The organism is Priestia aryabhattai B8W22 (assembly GCF_000956595.1).
Lineage (GTDB): Bacteria > Bacillota > Bacilli > Bacillales > Bacillaceae_H > Priestia > Priestia aryabhattai.
Map to the genome: position 1 here is coordinate 20772 of NZ_JYOO01000011.1, position 18742 is coordinate 39513.

The 18742-nt window shown below is 38.1% G+C and carries 20 protein-coding genes; 5 read left to right on the forward strand and 15 right to left on the reverse strand.

The annotated features are described in order from the left end of the window. Positions 1-94 precede the first annotated feature (94 nt). Positions 95-1198: a flavodoxin-dependent (E)-4-hydroxy-3-methylbut-2-enyl-diphosphate synthase gene (gene ispG, locus N178_RS10425; protein WP_201763664.1), complete on the forward strand. Its 1104-nt coding sequence runs from the start codon at positions 95-97 to the stop codon at positions 1196-1198. A gap of 41 nt (positions 1199-1239) precedes the next feature. On the opposite strand, the gene N178_RS10430 is transcribed toward ispG, so the two are convergent. Further along, positions 1240-1605: a G protein-coupled receptor family protein gene (locus N178_RS10430; RefSeq protein WP_045292068.1), complete on the reverse strand. Its 366-nt coding sequence runs from the start codon at positions 1603-1605 to the stop codon at positions 1240-1242. Positions 1606-1864: 259 nt separating this feature from the next. Between N178_RS10430 and N178_RS10435 the strand changes: the two genes are divergently transcribed. Then, positions 1865-2440, forward strand: coding sequence for a 5' nucleotidase, NT5C type (locus tag N178_RS10435; protein WP_045292069.1), 576 nt, complete (start codon positions 1865-1867; stop codon positions 2438-2440). Between the two features lie 30 nt (positions 2441-2470). Here the strand turns inward: N178_RS10435 and N178_RS10440 are convergent, their stop codons facing one another. The 3 genes from N178_RS10440 to N178_RS10450 are packed head-to-tail and all read right to left on the reverse strand — an operon-like array spanning position 2471 to position 4499. Beyond that, on the reverse strand, positions 2471-2884 hold the full coding sequence (locus tag N178_RS10440; protein WP_013059207.1) for a Fur family transcriptional regulator: 414 nt from the start codon (positions 2882-2884) through the stop codon (positions 2471-2473). Beyond that, positions 2881-3723, reverse strand: a complete 843-nt coding sequence (locus N178_RS10445) for a metal ABC transporter permease (protein ID WP_028411633.1) — start codon at positions 3721-3723, stop codon at positions 2881-2883. The genes N178_RS10440 and N178_RS10445 overlap by 4 nt, the downstream gene beginning before the upstream one ends. Further along, the gene (locus tag N178_RS10450) at positions 3720-4499 is read right to left on the reverse strand and encodes a metal ABC transporter ATP-binding protein (RefSeq protein ID WP_028411634.1); all 780 of its coding nucleotides are present in this window, start codon (positions 4497-4499) and stop codon (positions 3720-3722) included. Before N178_RS10450 ends, N178_RS10445 begins: the two co-directional genes overlap by 4 nt. Before the next feature lie 273 nt (positions 4500-4772). On the opposite strand from N178_RS10450, the gene N178_RS10455 reads away from it, so the two are divergent. Then, on the forward strand, positions 4773-5024 hold the full coding sequence (locus N178_RS10455) for a DUF2624 domain-containing protein (protein ID WP_013059210.1): 252 nt from the start codon (positions 4773-4775) through the stop codon (positions 5022-5024). Positions 5025-5073: 49 nt separating this feature from the next. Here the strand turns inward: N178_RS10455 and N178_RS10460 are convergent, their stop codons facing one another. Together N178_RS10460 and N178_RS10465 are read right to left on the reverse strand one after the other, a co-directional pair. Next, positions 5074-5961, reverse strand: coding sequence for a deoxyribonuclease IV (locus N178_RS10460; RefSeq protein ID WP_045292070.1), 888 nt, complete (start codon positions 5959-5961; stop codon positions 5074-5076). 28 nt (positions 5962-5989) lie between these two features. Continuing rightward, complete coding sequence (locus N178_RS10465) at positions 5990-7309, reverse strand: DEAD/DEAH box helicase (RefSeq protein WP_013059212.1); 1320 nt, start codon at positions 7307-7309, stop codon at positions 5990-5992. A 176-nt stretch (positions 7310-7485) separates the two neighbouring features. Here N178_RS10465 and N178_RS10470 point away from each other — a divergent pair, with 176 nt between their 5' ends. Both N178_RS10470 and N178_RS10475 read left to right on the forward strand, forming a co-directional pair. Further along, a complete protein-coding gene (locus N178_RS10470; RefSeq protein WP_235915207.1) occupies positions 7486-8199 on the forward strand; it encodes a YqfQ family protein in 714 nt (237 codons plus the stop codon). A 128-nt stretch (positions 8200-8327) separates the two neighbouring features. Then, on the forward strand, positions 8328-9278 hold the full coding sequence (locus N178_RS10475; protein ID WP_045292072.1) for a 4-hydroxy-3-methylbut-2-enyl diphosphate reductase: 951 nt from the start codon (positions 8328-8330) through the stop codon (positions 9276-9278). 55 nt (positions 9279-9333) lie between these two features. On the opposite strand, the gene N178_RS10480 is transcribed toward N178_RS10475, so the two are convergent. From N178_RS10480 to ccpN, 9 genes are all read right to left on the reverse strand, one after another. Continuing rightward, a complete protein-coding gene (locus tag N178_RS10480) occupies positions 9334-10455 on the reverse strand; it encodes a Nif3-like dinuclear metal center hexameric protein (RefSeq protein ID WP_045292073.1) in 1122 nt (373 codons plus the stop codon). Continuing rightward, positions 10452-11156 carry a tRNA (adenine(22)-N(1))-methyltransferase gene (locus N178_RS10485; protein WP_045292074.1) on the reverse strand — a complete coding sequence of 235 codons (705 nt, stop codon included), beginning with the start codon at positions 11154-11156 and terminating at the stop codon, positions 10452-10454. The genes N178_RS10480 and N178_RS10485 overlap by 4 nt, the downstream gene beginning before the upstream one ends. A 169-nt stretch (positions 11157-11325) precedes the next feature. After that, a complete protein-coding gene (gene cccA / locus N178_RS10490) occupies positions 11326-11685 on the reverse strand; it encodes a cytochrome c550 (RefSeq protein WP_013059217.1) in 360 nt (119 codons plus the stop codon). Between the two features lie 131 nt (positions 11686-11816). After that, the gene (locus tag N178_RS10495; protein WP_045292075.1) at positions 11817-12956 is read right to left on the reverse strand and encodes an acyl-CoA dehydrogenase family protein; all 1140 of its coding nucleotides are present in this window, start codon (positions 12954-12956) and stop codon (positions 11817-11819) included. A 381-nt stretch (positions 12957-13337) separates the two neighbouring features. Beyond that, on the reverse strand, positions 13338-14471 hold the full coding sequence (gene rpoD / locus N178_RS10500; protein ID WP_013059219.1) for an RNA polymerase sigma factor RpoD: 1134 nt from the start codon (positions 14469-14471) through the stop codon (positions 13338-13340). Positions 14472-14541: 70 nt separating this feature from the next. Further along, entirely contained in the window at positions 14542-16344 is a 1803-nt protein-coding gene (dnaG, locus tag N178_RS10505) for a DNA primase (protein WP_045292076.1), read from the reverse strand. Positions 16345-16385: 41 nt separating this feature from the next. Continuing rightward, entirely contained in the window at positions 16386-16856 is a 471-nt protein-coding gene (locus N178_RS10510; protein ID WP_028411643.1) for a YaiI/YqxD family protein, read from the reverse strand. A gap of 311 nt (positions 16857-17167) precedes the next feature. Further along, positions 17168-17971, reverse strand: coding sequence for a pyruvate, water dikinase regulatory protein (locus N178_RS10515; RefSeq protein ID WP_013059222.1), 804 nt, complete (start codon positions 17969-17971; stop codon positions 17168-17170). 33 nt (positions 17972-18004) lie between these two features. After that, positions 18005-18643 carry a transcriptional regulator CcpN gene (gene ccpN / locus N178_RS10520; protein ID WP_025750542.1) on the reverse strand — a complete coding sequence of 213 codons (639 nt, stop codon included), beginning with the start codon at positions 18641-18643 and terminating at the stop codon, positions 18005-18007. Positions 18644-18742 lie beyond the last annotated feature (99 nt).

Consider the following 18742-nt stretch of genomic DNA (forward strand, 5'->3'; position numbering starts at 1 on the left):
CTTTCTACTAGTTATTTTGTTCATAAAGAGTTATTCTATTAATGAATTCAAATTCTTGATTTCATTTTGAAGGAGAGATTATCACGTGAGTGAAATTATACATCGTACAAAAACACGCCCCGTTAAAGTTGGAGATTTAACAATTGGGGGCAGTAACGAATTAGTTATTCAAAGTATGACAACCACTAAAACACATGATGTTGAAGCAACGGTTGCAGAAATTAAACGTTTAGAAGAAGCAGGATGCCAAGTTGTTCGTGTTGCTTGTCCAGACGAGCGCGCAGCAGATGCAATCCCTGAAATTAAAAAACGCATTAACATTCCATTAGTTGTAGATATTCATTTTGACTATCGCTTAGCGTTAAAAGCAATTGAAGGCGGAGCGGATAAAATTCGTATCAACCCAGGTAATATTGGACGCCGTGAAAAAGTTGAAGCTGTTGTAAATGCTGCAAAAGCTAAAAACATTCCAATTCGTATTGGAGTTAACGCCGGTTCACTTGAAAAACGTATTTTAGATAAATACGGCTACCCTACAGCAGATGGCATGGTAGAAAGTGCACTTCATCACATTAAAATTTTAGAAGACCTTGATTTCCATGACATCATCGTTTCAATGAAAGCATCCGATGTTAACTTGGCAATTGAAGCTTATGAAAAAGCTGCTCAAGCATTTGACTACCCTCTTCACTTAGGAATTACAGAATCGGGTACATTATTTGCAGGAACCGTAAAAAGCGCAGCAGGTCTTGGCGCTATTTTATCTAAAGGAATCGGAAATACATTACGTATTTCTTTAAGTGCGGATCCTGTAGAAGAAGTAAAAGTTGCGCGCGAGTTGCTAAAATCATTCGGTTTAGCTTCCAATGCTGCAACTCTTATTTCTTGCCCAACTTGTGGACGTATTGAAATTGATTTAATTAGCATTGCTAATGAAGTTGAAGAGTATATCTCAACTGTAAAAGCACCGATTAAAGTAGCGGTACTTGGCTGCGCTGTAAACGGTCCTGGTGAAGCTCGTGAAGCTGATATCGGGATTGCAGGAGCACGCGGTGAAGGTCTACTATTCCGCAAAGGTGAAATCGTACGCAAAGTTCCTGAAGAAACAATGGTTGAAGAACTAAAAAAAGAAATTGATAAAATCGCTGCTGAATATCACGCAAAGCAAGAAGCTGAAAAAGCTGCAGCTAAATCATAACATAATCAAAAAAAGCGAGGCGCATATGCGCCTCGTTTTTTTTATGAAAAGAACGGTAATATAAATGTACCGACAATAATCGATACAACTCCGATCCCTATTGCCCATGCTCCTAGCGTAAGTGCTCCTTTTCTGCGTGCGATAAACCCTAGAATAATCCCAGCGGCACCAAGAATAATTGGTAAAAAGAATAGTGAAAGAATCGAAAGCACGAGTGCGAAACGACCGTATCCCGTTCCTTCTCCTCGTCCAGCGACTTCATGATTGCGATTGCGATCCATATCTATAACTTCACGCTCTGCATGAGGCTCTCCTACTCGGTAAGGAACGCCCACTTCAGCTGCAGTTTCTTCCATGAAATCAGCTTCATATACATCTTTTCTACGCCTTTGTTCTTCATTCTCCATGCTTAATCCCTCGCTTTCGTAAATAAGGAGCATTTATAGTATCTGAATGCGAGGAAAAATTATAAGTGTTAATCTTATACAGCTGCTCATTTTCTTACAAACATAAATACCTACACGATTCCCACACCGCATAATCATCCTTATCTTTTTTCTTAAGGAGTATAAAAAGTATTACTGTTTCTCTTTAGGCTTTATGTTACACTAGACAAGAATAATCAAGCATCTAAGTAGAATAAACGTACTAAAGGAGTGCACGTAGTTGACAAAAAAGTTTGGAATTGACATTGATGGAACTGTTACCTCTCCTGAAACTTTTGTTCCTCATTTAAATAAAGCCTTTAACTTAAATTTAACACTTGAAGATATTACAGAATATGATTTCAGCCCTTTTGTAAATGTATCACCTGCAGAACTTGGTAAATGGTTTAAAGCAAATGAACGCTCTATTTACGAAACCTCTCCCCTTGCAGACGATGCAAAAGCGGTTTTGCAAAAGTGGCATCAAAAGCACGAATTATTCTTTATTAGTGCAAGGCACGATAAGCTATTAGACGTCACGGAAGAATGGTTTCAAAAAAATGAACTATCGTTTCATCACATTGAATTAGTCGGCTCTCATTTTAAAGTTGAGACAGCAAAACGATACGATGTTGATATCTTTTTTGAAGACAAACATGATAATGCTTGTGAAATCAGTGAAGAATGCGATATTCCCGTTATCTTATTTGATACTCCTTATAATCGCTTGCCTGTTCCAAAAGGAGTGGTTCGCGTATACAATTGGCTAGAAGCAGATCAGTGGGTAGCCAACTGGTTAAAAGAACAGCAAAAATAAAAAAGAGAGGTGCATAGCGCCCTCTCTTTTTTATTGATTACATTCTATACATTGACCGTAAATTTCAAATTTATGGCCTGTAATATTATACCCTCGCAAATCCTCGTCTACATACTCCATCGGACAAGCTTCAATTTCTTTTGTTTTTCCACAATCTAAACAAATGAAGTGGTGATGATGATGAGCGGTTGCACATTTAAATCGAAAGTGCTTTTCGCTCGAAAGCTCCGTCATTTCAAGTACGCCTAACTCCACAAATAATGATAAATTACGGTAGATTGTATCAAAACTTAGACCAGGATAATCAGGCTTCATATATTCTAATACATCTTTTGCCGTTAAGTACTTATTTGATTTTGAAAACAGGGCAAGCATTTCTTCACGTTTTCCCGTATGTTTATATCCTTGATCTTTTAATAAATGAATGGCTTCAGTTAAATTCATTTTTGTTTCCCCTTCCGTCCTTTATTAATCATAATAGATATGATTAAAATAACAACAGCGATGACAACAATTGTACCCCCTGGTGCTAAATCCAAGTAGTACGCTGAAAATAATCCGCCTAAAACAGATATTTCACCAAAAATCACCGAAAGCAGAATCGTTTGCTTAAAGCCTCTCGCTAAGCGAATGCTTGCTGCTACAGGAAGAGTCATAAGAGATGACACCAATAAAATACCGACAATACGCATCGATACAGCAATGACAAGAGCAACCATCACAATAAATAAAAAGTGCATCCACTTGGATTTAATTCCAGAAGCAGAAGCATGCTCCTCGTCAAACGATAAAATAAACAATTCTTTATATAAGAAAAAGACAATAGCTATTACAAATACGGCTATGACAACAACTGTCCAAAGATCCGAACGACTCACCGCACTCACGCTTCCAAACAAATAATTCATTAAATCATTATTAAAACCGTCCGCCAGCGAGATACAAATGGCACTAATACCAATTCCGCCCGATAAAATAATCGGAATAGCGAGCTCTTGATAATGCTTGTAGACTCCTCGAAGTTTTTCAATAAAAAGAGCGCCTGTAACGGAAGACACCATTCCTAAATAAACCGGGTTCACTCCTTGCATAAACCCTATTTTTTGACTAAGCAGCAAGCTCGCAGAAATTCCCGCTAGCGTTACGTGACTTAAAGCGTCTGCGATTAAAGAAAGGCGTCTCACTACGATAAATGTCCCCAATAAAGGAGCCAAGACACCAATAATCATACCGGTTAAAAATGCATTTCGTAAAAACTCAAATTGAAATAAACTGCTTATCATACGTGCTGCCCTCCATGATGATGATCATGGGTTAACACATGAACATTATGGCCATAAAACATTGATACGTCATGTTCACAAAGCTGTTCGAATTCTTTGGCATTCCCATGAAAGTGTAGAAATTTATTTAAACATGCAACGTGGGTTACTTTTTCCGAGACAGTGCCAATATCGTGAGTAACAAGCACAAGCGTAATTCCTTTTTCTTTATTTAACTTTTCAAGAAGCTCATAAAAAGTGTACACATTTTGTGCATCCACCCCGACCGTGGGCTCATCTAAAATTAACAGCTCCGGTTCACTTACAAGCGCGCGTGCAATAAAAATTCGCTGCTGCTGACCACCGGATAGTTCTCCTATGTTTCGATTTAAAAATTCGCTCATCCCCACTGCTTCTACCGCTTCTTTTACTTTTTGTTTATGAGAAGCATTCATAAAGCGAAACAAACCTAATTTTGAAGTAAGACCCGTCGAAACCACTTCAAAAACGGTAGCAGGAAAGCCGCTGTTGAAACTATTCGCTTTTTGCGATACATATCCAATTTTACTTCGTTCTTTAAACCTTCTCTGATCTTTTCCAAATAAACGAATTGAACCTTGAGATGGTTTTTGCAAACCAAGCAAACATTTGATTAGCGTTGATTTCCCAGAACCATTTGGACCAACGAGACCTAAAAAAGCTCCTTTTGGAATTGAAAAACTTATATCTTCTAATACATTCACTCCATCATATTGAAATGATAAATGATCAATTTCAATGATATCAGGTGTATTCATATGCGCCTCACCATTCTTTTTTTATATTTCTCCATACAAAAGAGGGCACGGTTTCTATCGTATACTCCGTTACCCATTTACTTTCTCAGAATCATTACGATTTAGTCATTAATGTAGTATACAGGATTGTCTTTTATTTGTAAACTAAGCCGTTTCACTCCTTCGCTTTCTTGCCTCCGTAAGTTTATCTGACTCAAAATGTTGTTTTATTACACAATATAGTCACATCTTTCTTTTTTATTCATAAACTGTATATGACGAGGAGGTAATCATATGAAAATTGTACAGCAGATTGTCAATAAGAAAGTAAACAACATTACCCCGAAAGAGCTTTTAAAGTATAGCAAACAATACAACATCCCCATTACAGATCAGCAGGCACACACCCTTGTATCCGTCATTAGACAGCAGCCCGTAAATATTTATAACCTTGAAGAGCGCCGAAATTTAATCAAACAAATTGCTCAAGTAACAGATCGTGAAACTGCCAGACGAGTGAACGAATTATTTCAGCAGTTGATGTAAAAGAAGAGGTCATGTCTATAGACATGACCTCTTTCAATCACATATGAAATTACATAAGCTTTTGTTTTAGCTCTGAATCAAAGCTTTGTGTACGAATCATATCAATTTCCAATTGATATGGCGCTCTTTTATTTTTCTTATCTTCTCCTACATAAGGAGTTTCTAGAATTTTAGGAACATCTTTAAACGCTGGGTGATGAACAATATAATTCAGTGCACCAAATCCGATTTCACCAAATCCAATGTTTTCATGGCGGTCTTTTCGGGCACCGCATACATTTTTACTATCATTGATGTGAAGCACTTTAATTCGCTGTATTCCTACGGTTTTGTCAAATTCATTTAATACACCGTCAAAGTCTTGAACGATATCATAACCAGCATCATGTACGTGACATGTGTCAAAACAAACAGAGAGCTTTTCATTGTGCGTCACGCCATCAATAATTTGGGCAATTTCTTCAAAGCTTCTTCCACACTCTGTTCCTTTTCCAGCCATTGTCTCAAGCGCAATTTGAACTTCTTGATCAGCTGTCAATACTTCGTTTAGACCCTTGATAATTTGCTGAATACCGGCATCTGCTCCAGCGCCCACATGAGCCCCTGGATGAAGAACAATTTGCTTTGCGCCAAGAGCATGGGTGCGCTGAATTTCAGACGTTAAGAAATCTACTCCAAGCTCAAATGTTTCGGGCTTTGTTGTATTTCCTAAATTAATGATATAGGGAGCATGTACAACAATATCTTTCATTCCATGCTCTTTCATATGCAAAAGACCAGCTTCAATATTAAGCTCTTCAATCTTTTTGCGACGAGTATTTTGTGGAGCGCCTGTATAGATCATAAACGTATTTGCTCCGTAAGAAGCTGCCTCTTCACTTGCTCCTAAAAGCATCTTTTTGCCGCTCATCGATACGTGAGAACCAATTTTCAACATTCCTTTTTACACCTCTAACCTATTGCGATTAACGATTGTTGCGTCTTTCACTACGCTTTTTCTTTTGAACGTACTTTGTAATTTCACGAGCACGTTTTTTCTTGTAGCCAGGCTTTACTTTCTTCGGCTTTTGAATAAAGCGATGTGCCTCTTCTCCAACTTCATCCGCTTTCTTCACACGCTTTTTACGACGGTTGCGGTCATCAATGGAAACCCATTCTTGCTTTTGAAGATCTTTGTTTACAAATTCGATCCCCATTTTCTCCAGCTTATTTACTGCATCTTCATCTTCCACATCGAAGATTGTAGCAGCAATTCCAGAATGACCGGCACGAGCTGTACGTCCTACGCGGTGAATGTAGAAATCTAGATCTGAAGGAAGCTCAAAGTTAATGACGTGTGAAATTCCTTCAATATCAATACCGCGAGCTGCTAAATCTGTCGCTACTACGTATTGAAATTCTAAATTATTAATTTGTTTCATCATTTTCTTACGGTCACGAGGAGATAAGTCTCCGTGAATTCTTCCTACTTTTAAGCCTTTAGACAGTAGATCATCTGCTACTTCGTCCGCCATTTTCTTTGTATTTGTAAAGACAATAGCTAAATAAGGGTTATACGAAATAAGCATATCATGCAGCAGCTTAAACTTGTTACGATGACGTAGTGGAACTAATACATGCTCTAATTTAGCCGCTGCCGCTTGCTTTGGCGAAACATGCGTAAATTTTGGATTTTCCATGTATTTTTTTAAGAATGGCTTTAGTTTTTCAGGAATAGTTGCTGAAAAAACAAGCATCTGTAATTTTTCAGGCATATTGCTTGCCAAACGGTCCACATCTTCTAAAAATCCCATATCAAGCATTAAATCAGCTTCGTCTACTACTAGCGCTTTAGTTGTGTACACAACTAACGCTTTTTCATTTACTAAATCAAACAAACGAGCCGGTGTTCCTACGACAACTTGAGGCTGCTTCTTTAATTTGTCGATTGTACGCTGTTTATCTGTACCACCGATGAAACATTTTGCTGAGATTTCTTCTCCTTCAGCACTGTGTTTTGTTAGCTTTAATACTTCTTGATAAATTTGAGAAGCAAGCTCACGAGTTGGAGCGGTAATCACAACTTGTACTTCTTCTTTTTTAGGATCTACCTTTTCAAGTAAAGGCAATAAATAAGCGTGTGTTTTGCCCGTCCCTGTTTGTGACTGACCAATTACACTTTCCCCTTTTAAAACGGAAGGAATTAAGCGCTCCTGAATCTCTGTAGGTTGATAAAAACCTAATTGTTTAATTGCTTCTATTAAAAATGGTTGAAACTCAAAACGTTCAAAGTTTGTTTTTTCCATAATAGTCTCCTTTTTTACATTCACGTTCATCTTTTAAGGCACAATATATGATTATAATCGATTTTTCCTTCTGTGACTACTTCTCATTCATATTACTAAAACTTATTACCTGTTTCAAAAACATTTTATCGCGAGTTGCATACGATAGTAAAAGAAAATCTACTTTACTAAAGGAGGTGCGTCCTTTGCTACAGCGAAGACCACCATTTCCACCCGGTATGCAAAGAAGAATGATGCCAGGAATGCCACCGCAAAACGGTTTTGGGCAACAACCTGGTAACTTTGGCCAATTTAATCCATTACAGCAGTTTCGTAACTTTGCCCAGCAGACAAATGCTCAACAATCATTTTACCCGAATCAGCAAGGCCTGAACCGTGGAGGAGGTAACTTCTTAACTCGCCTATTCCGAAGAGGCGGCAATAGAAACATCCCCTTTCAACAAGCAGCAGCTGCTGCTCCTCGAGGTTCTTTGTTTTCAGGCCTTTCAGGAGCCCAAGGTGCTGCAGGAGCGACCAACTCTTCTTCCCTGCTTGGAGGTTTGCAAGGTTTAACGAACCCTGCTAACTTAAGCTCCATGATGGGAAATGTTCAGCGAGTGTTAAAAGCTGCGGAAACGATGGGACCTATGATTCAACAATACGGACCTCTTGTCAAAAATGCTCCTTCTCTATGGAAAATCTATCAGGCCCTGCGCTCAAGTGATGATACAGATGAAGTACTCGAAGCAGAAGGAACAGAGGTTTCTGAAACTGATGAAAGTAAAGACAGTAAGGTTTTGTCAGCAGGCACAGAAAGCACGGATTCATCTGATGATGAGCTGGATTTCTTCGAAGAAGAAATTGAACTTTCCTCTAGAGATCGAGTGTCTAAACCAAAACTTTATATTTGATAAATCAGCTGACTCCTTAATGAAATACAGTGAGTAAAAAAAGAATATCTTTGTATTCTTCCTTCCTCTTTTATATAATAGAAGCGAGTTGAATTGCTCGTCAGGATTATGATGAGGAGGAAATTGAAATGAAAGTTATTAAAATCGCACCGCGCGGCTATTGTTATGGTGTAGTAGACGCAATGGTCATTGCACGAAACGCCGCTTTAGATAAATCATTGCCTCGACCAATCTATATCTTAGGAATGATTGTTCATAATAAACACGTTACAGATGCGTTTGAAGAGGACGGCATTATCACACTGGACGGTGCTAATCGCCTAGAAATCTTAGACCAAATAAATGAAGGAACCGTTATTTTTACGGCGCACGGAGTATCTCCCGAAGTAAAAGAACGAGCAAAAGAAAAAGGTTTAACAACAATCGATGCTACATGTCCGGATGTTACAAAAACCCATGACCTTATTCGCCAAAAAGAAAAAGAAGGTTATGACGTTATTTATATCGGAAAACGAAATCACCCTGAGCCAGAAGGTGCACTTGGCATCGCACCAGATATCGTTCATTTAATTGAAAAAGCAGAAGATGTAGCCCATTTAAATATTCAACGCGAGAAAATCATTGTAACAAACCAGACAACAATGAGTCAGTGGGACGTTGCAGATGTAATGGAAAAAGTAAAAGAAAAATATCCGCATGCTGAAGTTCACAAGGAAATTTGTTTAGCTACACAAGTTCGCCAAGAAGCTGTAGCTGAGCAAGCAGGTGAAGCAGATGTTACAATCGTAGTAGGAGATCCTAAAAGTAACAATTCAAACCGTTTGGCTCAAGTATCAATGGAGATTGCCGGCACTGAGGCATACCGCATCGGTGACATCTCAGAGCTTCAGATCGAATGGTTGATGAACGCAAAAACCGTAGCCGTTACGGCAGGCGCATCTACCCCTACTCCAATTACAAAAGAGGTCATCAATTTTCTAGATCAGTTCGATCCAGAAGATGAAACAACATGGACACGTGAAAAAAGCGTGCCTCTTTCAAAAATTTTACCAAAAGTTCGAACAAAAAAATCGTCTTAACAGACTAATAGACGCAAAAGAAGGTGTTGACATTCGTCAACACCTTCTTTCTTTGTTACATAAACGTAAATGGGTTTGTGTCTACTTTTGAATCAAATACTTCACACTCAAAGTTTTTCGCAGCAAAAAGACTGTTTAATACACGCGTTACACCTTGTCTCATAACTTTTTCAACATGATGACCAGGATCTACAACATTTAAGCCCATTGCCATTGCATCATGCGCAACGTGGAAATACAAATCGCCTGTTACATAGGCATCTGCCCCGCTAAATTTTGCGTTTGTAATATATTTGTTTCCATCGCCCCCAAGAACAGCTACTTTTTTCACTGTTGCATCCATAGATCCTACGACTCTGACACCATCTACGTCCAATGCTTGCTTAACGTGAGCGGCAAACTGTTTTAACGTCATCTCTTCTTTTAACTTACCAATTCGGCCAAGTCCAAGCGTCTCGCCCGTTTGTTCCACTGGATAAATATCATAGGCTACTTCTTCGTAAGGATGAGCACTGAGCATAGCGCGAATAATTTTATTTTGTTGACTTGCTTCAAAAATAGTTTCAACTTTTGTTTCATTGACACGTTCTAGCTCTCCTTTTGAGCCAATGTATGGATTAGCTTCTGAAGAAGGTTTAAATGTGCCTTCGCCTTCTGTTGAAAACGTACAGTCGCTGTAAAGGCCAACATGTCCAGCTCCTGCCTCACAAATAGCTGTGCGCACTGCTTCAGCGTCATTTGAAGGAACAAATACAGCTAGCTTTTTTAATTGAATAGACGTTGTCGGAACCAGCACTTTTGTCTCTTCTAGCCCCAACGCTTCGGCTAACAAGTCATTTACTCCGCCTTTAGCTATATCTAAGTTTGTATGAGCAGCATATACGGCAATATCATGCTTGATGCATTTCTCTAAAATACGTCCTTCAGGACGATCTGTAACCACTTGTTTTAGAGGTCTAAAAATAGGAGGATGATGAGCAATAATTAAATCCACTTGTTTTTCAATCGCTTCGTCTACGACCGTTTCAAGAACATCTAACGTTACCATTACTTTTTTTACAGGCTTGTTTAACGTTCCAATCTGTAAACCAATTTTATCTCCTTCAACCGCTAAATGCTTGGGAGAAAATGATTCAAATGCTTCAATTACTTGAAATCCGTTAGGGATTTTACTCATTTTAACGCCTCCTCAATTAATGAGATGTCTTGGGTAAGTTTTTGAAGTTTTGCTTTGCTTTCCTCTGACTGAGCCTGCTTCATTTGGCTAACAATTTGTTTAAGATGATTTAACTCATGCGTCCACTTTGTCATAAAAGCAGAAGAACGTTTTTCTTTTAAAATAGGGCCCATTAATATACCAGCTTCCACTTCCCCGTTATAAGGAGCTAAGGCATTTCCAGGTTCAGCAACGATGACTTCATACATACGACCGTCTTCTTCGATGATTTTTTCATCAATGATTTCCCAGTTGTGTTGAATCAGCCAGCTGCGAATATGATGTGAGCCAATATTCGGCTGAAGCACAAGTCTTTTTACTCCTTCTAACTTTTCTTTTCCTTCTTCTAAAATCATCGTAATAAGCGTTCCGCCCATTCCGCAGATTGTAATACAGTCCACTTCATTCGGTGATATTACTTCTAGGCCGTTTCCTTTTCGAACATCAATGACATCCGTTAAGTTTGTTTTTTTCACCTGCTGAATAGCCGATTGAAGAGGACCTTCTGTAATTTCTCCTGCTACGGCGCCGCTAATATATCCATTTAAATAAGCAAAACACGGCAAGTACGCATGATCTGAGCCAATGTCTGCTATCTTTGCTCCCAAAGGAATCGACTTTACTACTTCTTCAAGTCTTGTTGATAAGTTTAATTCATTCATTTTGTCACCTATTCTCTATGTGATTACTGTTCATTATTTTAACATAGATAGCTGCATGATTCCTATTTCTCTTCATGTTTTCCTTTTAACTCAATGCGTATAAAAAAGTCATAAAAAAAAAGCCTGCTTTATAAATGAGCGGCTTTCCAGAAAATCATGTTTCTGAACTCTATTTAATTTCTGATACCCATTTAGCCATTTCCTTCGCTTTTTCCGGAGGAACCAGCCCAGGCGGCATGTTTCCTTTACCGTTTACAACAATATCTGCAATTTCGTCTTGAGAAACTTTTTTCCCAATTCCTTTTAACGAAGGGCCTACTCCACCTTGATACTGATCACCGTGACAACCAATACAAGTTTTTTGATAAATTTCTTCTGGTTTAGCTGAAGCCTGCTGTTCCGCGCCACCGCCTTCTTTTTCAGCCGCAATTTCTTTTGCATTGTTCAATCCGTTGAACGAAAGCGTTAACATTAAAGCAATCCCAATTACCGCAATTAATAAAAATGGTATTAGCGGATTTCGCTTCACTCACTATACCCCCTTTATGTATTCCCATCCCTAGAAATAACAAAATAGTATAAGCACTTTTATTTTACTTGAAAATGCTCATAAGTGAAAGGGTTTTATTTACATAATTAACTAATTTCTTATTGCGTATCTTAACAGCCAATTTGCCTTGCAATAACCGAGCGCTGAATTTCTGAAGTTCCTTCTCCAATTTCTAAAAGCTTGGCATCTCGTAGATACCGCTCCACGTGATACTCCTTCATGTAGCCGTATCCTCCATGAATCTGAACAGCTTGACTGGCTACTTCCATACAAATTTCAGAAGCATACAGTTTACACATAGCTGCTTCTTTCGTAAATGGCTTTCCTTGGTCTTTTAACCACGCTGCTTTATATACCATATTTCTTGCTAACTCGATTTTCATCGCCATATCAGCTAATTTAAACTGAATCGCTTGAAACGATGAAATAGCTTTCCCAAATTGCTTTCTTTCCTGCGCATATGACAGTGCTTTTTCATACGCAGCTTGAGCGATTCCAACGGCCATTGCTCCAATTCCAATCCTTCCCCCGTCAAGCGTCATTAGAAATTGTTTGAAACCTTCTCCTCTTACACCGAGTAAATTCTCTTCAGGCACTTCAACATCCTCTAAAACAAGTTCAGTTGTATTTGAAGCATGTAGACCCATTTTCTCGTAATTGTCTATTACAGTAAAACCTCGAGCTTCTGTAGGCACGATAATAGCTGAGATTTCTTTTTTCCCTTCTGTACGATTTGTAACAGCTGTTAAAGCTAAAAACTTTGCATAGCTGGCATTCGTAATATAGCATTTACTTCCATTAACCCTAAATGTCCCATCCTTCAACACTGCTTCGGTCTCCGTTCCCCCCGCATCACTTCCTGCGTTCGGTTCGGTTAAACCAAACGCTCCAAAAGATTCCCCGGAGCATAAAGCAGGTAGGTACTGTTCTTTTTGCTCCTTTGTTCCGAATAAATAAATAGGTGCCCCCCCGAGCGAAACATGAGCTGAGTATGTAATTCCTGTAGAGCCACAAGCTTTACTTAACTCCTCTACGACAATAGCAAAACTAACCGTATCTGCTCCTCCTCCTCCATACTCTTCAGGAAAAGGAAGACCCATTACACCAAGCTCACTTAACTTTTTAAAAACCTCAAGCGGAAATTGCTTACTTCGATCGCGCTCTAATGCATTCGGTGCTACTTCTGCCTCTGAAAACTCTCTGAGCGTTCGTTGAATCATCTTTTGTTCATTGGTTAATTCAAAATTCATTTTTATTCCCCCTAAAAAAATGTATACGCTTACATTATTTAATTATAATTCATTTTTGTAAATTTTCTCAACTTTTAAAACGTTTTAATTTTTTCATGTTATAATAGAAGAATACTAATCAAAGCATGAATAAAATGATAGCGATTCCATTTTTCGGATGTTTAAAAGGAATTTGAACAGCTTATGTTCTATAACAAAAGAATATAAAGGAGCATTTGCAAAATGAAGGACAATTCAGTAAAATATATGAAAGAAGAAAAGTTGGTAAAAAAATCAATATACTTCTTCAAAATGCGTTTTTATGAAATTTATTCCATAAAAATAGATAGCCCCTTTCCTCAAGGAAAGAAGCTATCTCATAAGCGCTATTTACGCTTTTATCTATTCTAAGAAATCTTTTAACCGTTTGCTGCGGCTAGGGTGACGAAGCTTACGAAGCGCTTTAGCTTCAATTTGACGAATACGCTCACGCGTTACGCCAAATACTTTTCCTACTTCTTCAAGTGTACGCGTACGTCCATCGTCCAGACCAAAGCGGAGTCTAAGAACATTTTCTTCGCGATCTGTTAACGTATCAAGGACGTCTTCTAACTGCTCTTTTAATAATTCATACGCAGCATGTTCAGAAGGTGATGTTGCATCTTGGTCTTCAATGAAGTCACCTAAATGAGAGTCATCTTCCTCACCAATTGGTGTTTCAAGAGAAACCGGCTCTTGGGCAATTTTTAAGATTTCACGAACTTTTTCTGGTGTTAAGTCCATATCTTCTGCAATTTCTTCAGGAGATGGTTCGCGCCCTAAATCTTGTAGAAGCTGACGTTGAACACGAATTAGCTTGTTAATCGTTTCAACCATATGAACGGGAATACGAATCGTTCTTGCTTGGTCAGCAATTGCACGAGTAATGGCTTGACGAATCCACCATGTCGCATACGTACTGAATTTATAACCTTTGCGATAATCAAATTTTTCTACCGCTTTAATAAGGCCCATGTTTCCTTCTTGAATTAAATCAAGAAACAGCATACCGCGCCCGACATAGCGTTTAGCGATACTTACAACAAGACGTAAGTTTGCTTCAGCAAGACGACGTTTCGCTTCTTCATCGCCTTCTTCAATACGTTTTGCTAAATTGATTTCTTCCTCTGCCGACAATAAGTCAACGCGTCCGATTTCTTTTAAGTACATACGAACTGGATCATTAATTTTCACACCAGGAGGTACACTTAAATCATTTAAATCAAACTCTTCTTCTTTTGACAGTTCTTGAATATCGGGATCGGCATCGTCATCATTTGCTTCAGATTCACTCATTACTTCAACACCTTGTTCTCCAAGGTATTCATAATATTCATCCATTTGATCGGATTCAATTTCGAAGTTCGCCATACGCTCTGCAATTTCTTCGTATGTGAGCACACCACGTTTTTTTCCGATTTCGGTCAATTGATCTTTTACTTGTTCAATTGTTAAATCTGAATCAAGTTGTTTTGATTGAGCTGATTTTTCAGCCATCAGATCCCCTCCTTCCAAAATTTTAAGGAAAACCTTCTAAAAGTGGGACTAATACGCAACATCGTTTATTTTAACGTTTTTTTAACTGTAAAATTTCCATTGCTATTGTCGCAGCTTTTAAATAATCTTTTTGACGCTCTGCTTCTTGCTTTTCTGCTTCTTTTTTTTCTATCGCTACCCTTTGTGGATAAATCAATATCGTTTGGATATAATCATTCAAAGCTTGCTCCGACAATTCATCATTGATTGACATCATCGCCAATTCTGAAGCTAGACTAGACAACGAAGACTCGGGCAACCGTTCGATAAATCCGCTCGGATTAGGCTCGTGTCCTTCCTCGTAATAAGCATACAAATATAGAACAAGCGCACGATGTTCCTCAACATTGAACTGACCTTGAAGTCGGTCTTGAATTCTAAATGCTACATCCTTATCTTTCAACATATGAGCGATTAAAAAGCGTTCTGCATTTTGATAAGCCGGTAATAAGCTTCTCTTTACGACTGGTTGTCTATTTATATTATTTCGATTTGGAGAATCATTATCCTTTTTCTTTTTTTCAGTTCGATACACTTGATACTGCTGTTCTTTAAGCGCATCTAATGAAATGGAAAACTCTTGTGCCAATTGGCGTAAATAATGATCTCTCTCTACAGCTTTCGTAAGGAGGCTTATTTCTTTCAAAACGTCTTCAATGTATTGCATACGTTCAGATTCATTTTGTAGATTTCGTTTTCGGCGGAGATACCTCATTTGAAATGCCATAAAGGTCAAGCTGCTATTAATAACATCATTTTGAAACTTCTCTGCCCCGTATTCTTTAATATAATCATCCGGGTCATAACCATCCGGCATCACAGCAATCTTAACGGTACAACCCACATTTGTTAAGATAGCAGTTGCTTTGTGCGCTGCTTCAATTCCGGCAGAATCTGCATCATAGCAAATGATAACGGACTCTACATTTCGGCGAATAATCTTAGCTTGTTCTTCGGTTAAGGCAGTTCCCATTGTTGCAATTGCGTTTGGGCACCCCGCTTTAACAGCTGAAATAACATCTGCAAATCCTTCAAATAAAATAACCTGCTGATTTTTGCGTATATGTTTTTTAGCGCGGTGAAAGTTGTAGAGTGTGCGACTTTTGTTAAAAATAGAAGTTTCGGGACTGTTTAAATATTTAGGCTGCCCTTTTATCTCTTTTAGCAGGCGCCCTGAAAATGCAATTGTTTTGCCTTGCAAGTCAGCAATAGGAAACATAATTCGATCACGAAAACGATCAAAGTACGTTTCATCTTGGTTGCGTTTAATGATTAAACCTGCATGTTCCATCTCTTGCGGATTAAACCCACGTTTTGTTAAGAACTTACTTACAAATTCCCACGAATCTAAAGCAAAACCTATCTCAAATTCATCGATAATTTCTCGCGAAAACCCTCGATTTATTAAATAATCATAAGCATCTTGGCCTTCTTTTGTATTTACCAATAAATGATGGTAAAATTTCTTTAAAAGCTCGTGTGCTTCAATCATTTTATTGCTAGGCTTTTGATTATCTTCTTCATGAGGATGTATCTCATGTTCGAAAGGAATATCTCCTTTTTCAGCAAGCTGCTGAGCTGCTTCCGTGAAGGACAGTCCTTCTAATTCCATTATGAATGAAAATGAATTCCCTCCTGCACCGCATCCAAAGCAATGATAAATTTGTTTATCAGGCGATACTGAAAAAGATGGTGTGCTTTCCCCATGAAACGGACAGAGTCCAAAATAATTGCGCCCTTGTTTTTTTAGTTGTACATAATCGCTTATGACGTCGACAATATCTACTGAATGCCGAATACGGTCGATTACTTCATCAGGAATTCGATTTGCCATAGTAACAGCTCCGTATTTCATATAATATTCTTCACTAAGTGCTAAATTCCTGCAAGTTTCGACAACATTTTTTCAAAAGCTTGAATGAAATGCTGGCGATCTTCTTCACTAAATGCCTTTGGGCCTTTAGTATGACGCCCTGACCGTCGCTCTTTTGCAGAAACATAGCGAAAGAAAAGCACCGTATTCATTTCGTCGTCATTATAGTACTTTCCACGAGGAGACAGTGCGTAAACTCCTCTACTTACTAACATGCTTGCTAAGCCAGTATCTTGAGTTACGACAATATCCTGCTTGGCTGCGTGATTTAAAATATATAAATCTGCGGCTTCCTTTTCTGCATCCACATAGACCCATTTTCCTGGTGTAGGATTTGTTTGCATGTGAGCATAGGAAGCAACAAACACAAGCTCGATGTCATATGTATGTGTAAGTTCAACGATTTCTGCTTTAACAGGGCATGCATCAGCATCGACAAAAACTTTACTTTTTCTTTTACTATAACTCTGTATTCTACATCCCTCCAGAGATTCCTTCTAACAATTTGTTATTTCCTGTAGATGGCATTTGTCGAATACTTTTTTCGATTTTGACTTGACTTTTATATAAATAGTTTATTCGTTCTTAACAAAGTCTAAACCTAAAACTATTCTTTTTTATCACAATTTTTTATTATAATATAAACAACCTATATTTTCTATACAAAAGTCACTTGTTTTTAAAAGTTCTGTCATATTCATCTTTGGTATATTTTCTTAGGCTTACAGCATACAAACATAAGAAAGCAATCTCCTTTATTTCACGCACGGAGGAGATCCATCTTTTATTTCTTTTTGATGGTATTGAGAATGATACCAGCTGTTTCTTCTACGGCTCTGTTGGATACGTCAACCACTTCACAGCCAATCTTATCTACAATCCCTTGGAAAAATTCAAGTTCTTCTTTAATACGACCAATATTAGCATAAATTGCTTTATCGTTTAGACCAAGAGACTTTAAACGCTCTTTACGAATATCGTTTAATTTTTCGGGACTAATAGTAAGCCCTATACACTTTTCAGGTGATACGTGAAACAGCTCTTCTGGTGGATCTACCTCAGGTACAATCGGAACATTGGCTACTTTCAAACGCTTGTGTGCTAAAAATTGAGAAAGAGGTGTTTTAGACGTCCTTGATACACCGATTAATACGATATCCGCTCTAAGAATTCCTCTCGGGTCACGCCCATCATCATATTTCACTGCAAATTCAATCGCTTCTACTTTCTTAAAATAATCTTCGTCTAATTTTCTAGCCATACCAGGCTCATAGCGAGGAGAAAGTTGATAAGAAGATTGAATTTTATCAATTAAAGGTCCAATAATATCAAATACCTCTACCCCGTTCTTAGACGCTTCTTGAATTAAAAATTCTCTCATTTCGGGCTTTACTAACGTAAAGCCAATAATAGCGTTGTTCATCTTTGCTACTGAAACCACTTCTGAAAGTGTTGCGATGTCCTCTACGTAAGGTACTCTTTTAATTACAAAGTCTGTCATATTGAACTGACTTGAGGCAGCCTTTACAACTAGTTCAGCTGTCTCACCTACAGAATCCGAAATGACATAAAGACATGGGTTGTTCATATTTTGTGCATCCCCTTTTTAATCCTTTTTCACTTATAATACTTCATCATTTGCTAATGCTACTAGTAATTTTGTAATATTTGTTTTGGTAATGCGTCCCACCACTTCAAAATTGCCGTCTCCCTCTTTAATAACGGGCATAGCATCAATCTGTTTTTCAATTAAAATCTTAGCAATATCAATTAACAAATCTTCGCGATAGCAATATGTAATGTTGGGCATTCTCGTCATGATAATATGAACAGGAATAGATGTTAGCTCTTGCTTTCCAATACTCGCGCGCAATAAATCTTTACGCGACAGTACTCCCACTAGCTGAGATTTCTCATCCACTACAAAAAGGGTCCCCACGTCTTCTAGAAACATTGTACAAATAGCATCATATACCGACACATTTTCGTTCACGACTACCGGGATAGACTGATATTCTTGCACCTGTATTTTTTTTATTTTATCTGTAAGAAGCTGTGCTCCTGTTTTACCTGTGTAAAAGTAACCTACGCGGGGTCGCGCTTCTAAATAGCCGGCCATTGTTAAAATAGCAAGGTCGGGTCTTAGCGTTGCCCGAGTAAGACTAAGCTGATCTGCAATATGTTCGCCTGTAATAGGGCCTTCATCTTTCACAATTTGTAAAATTTGTTCTTGTCGTTTATTCAGTTCGATTGTACTCACCACCTAATCATTAAATGTGACATACTATTTATAAAACATTATATACTTTTTAAGCAAAAGTAAAAGCTATAACTTATTAATTTTAGCATTTTATCTTTT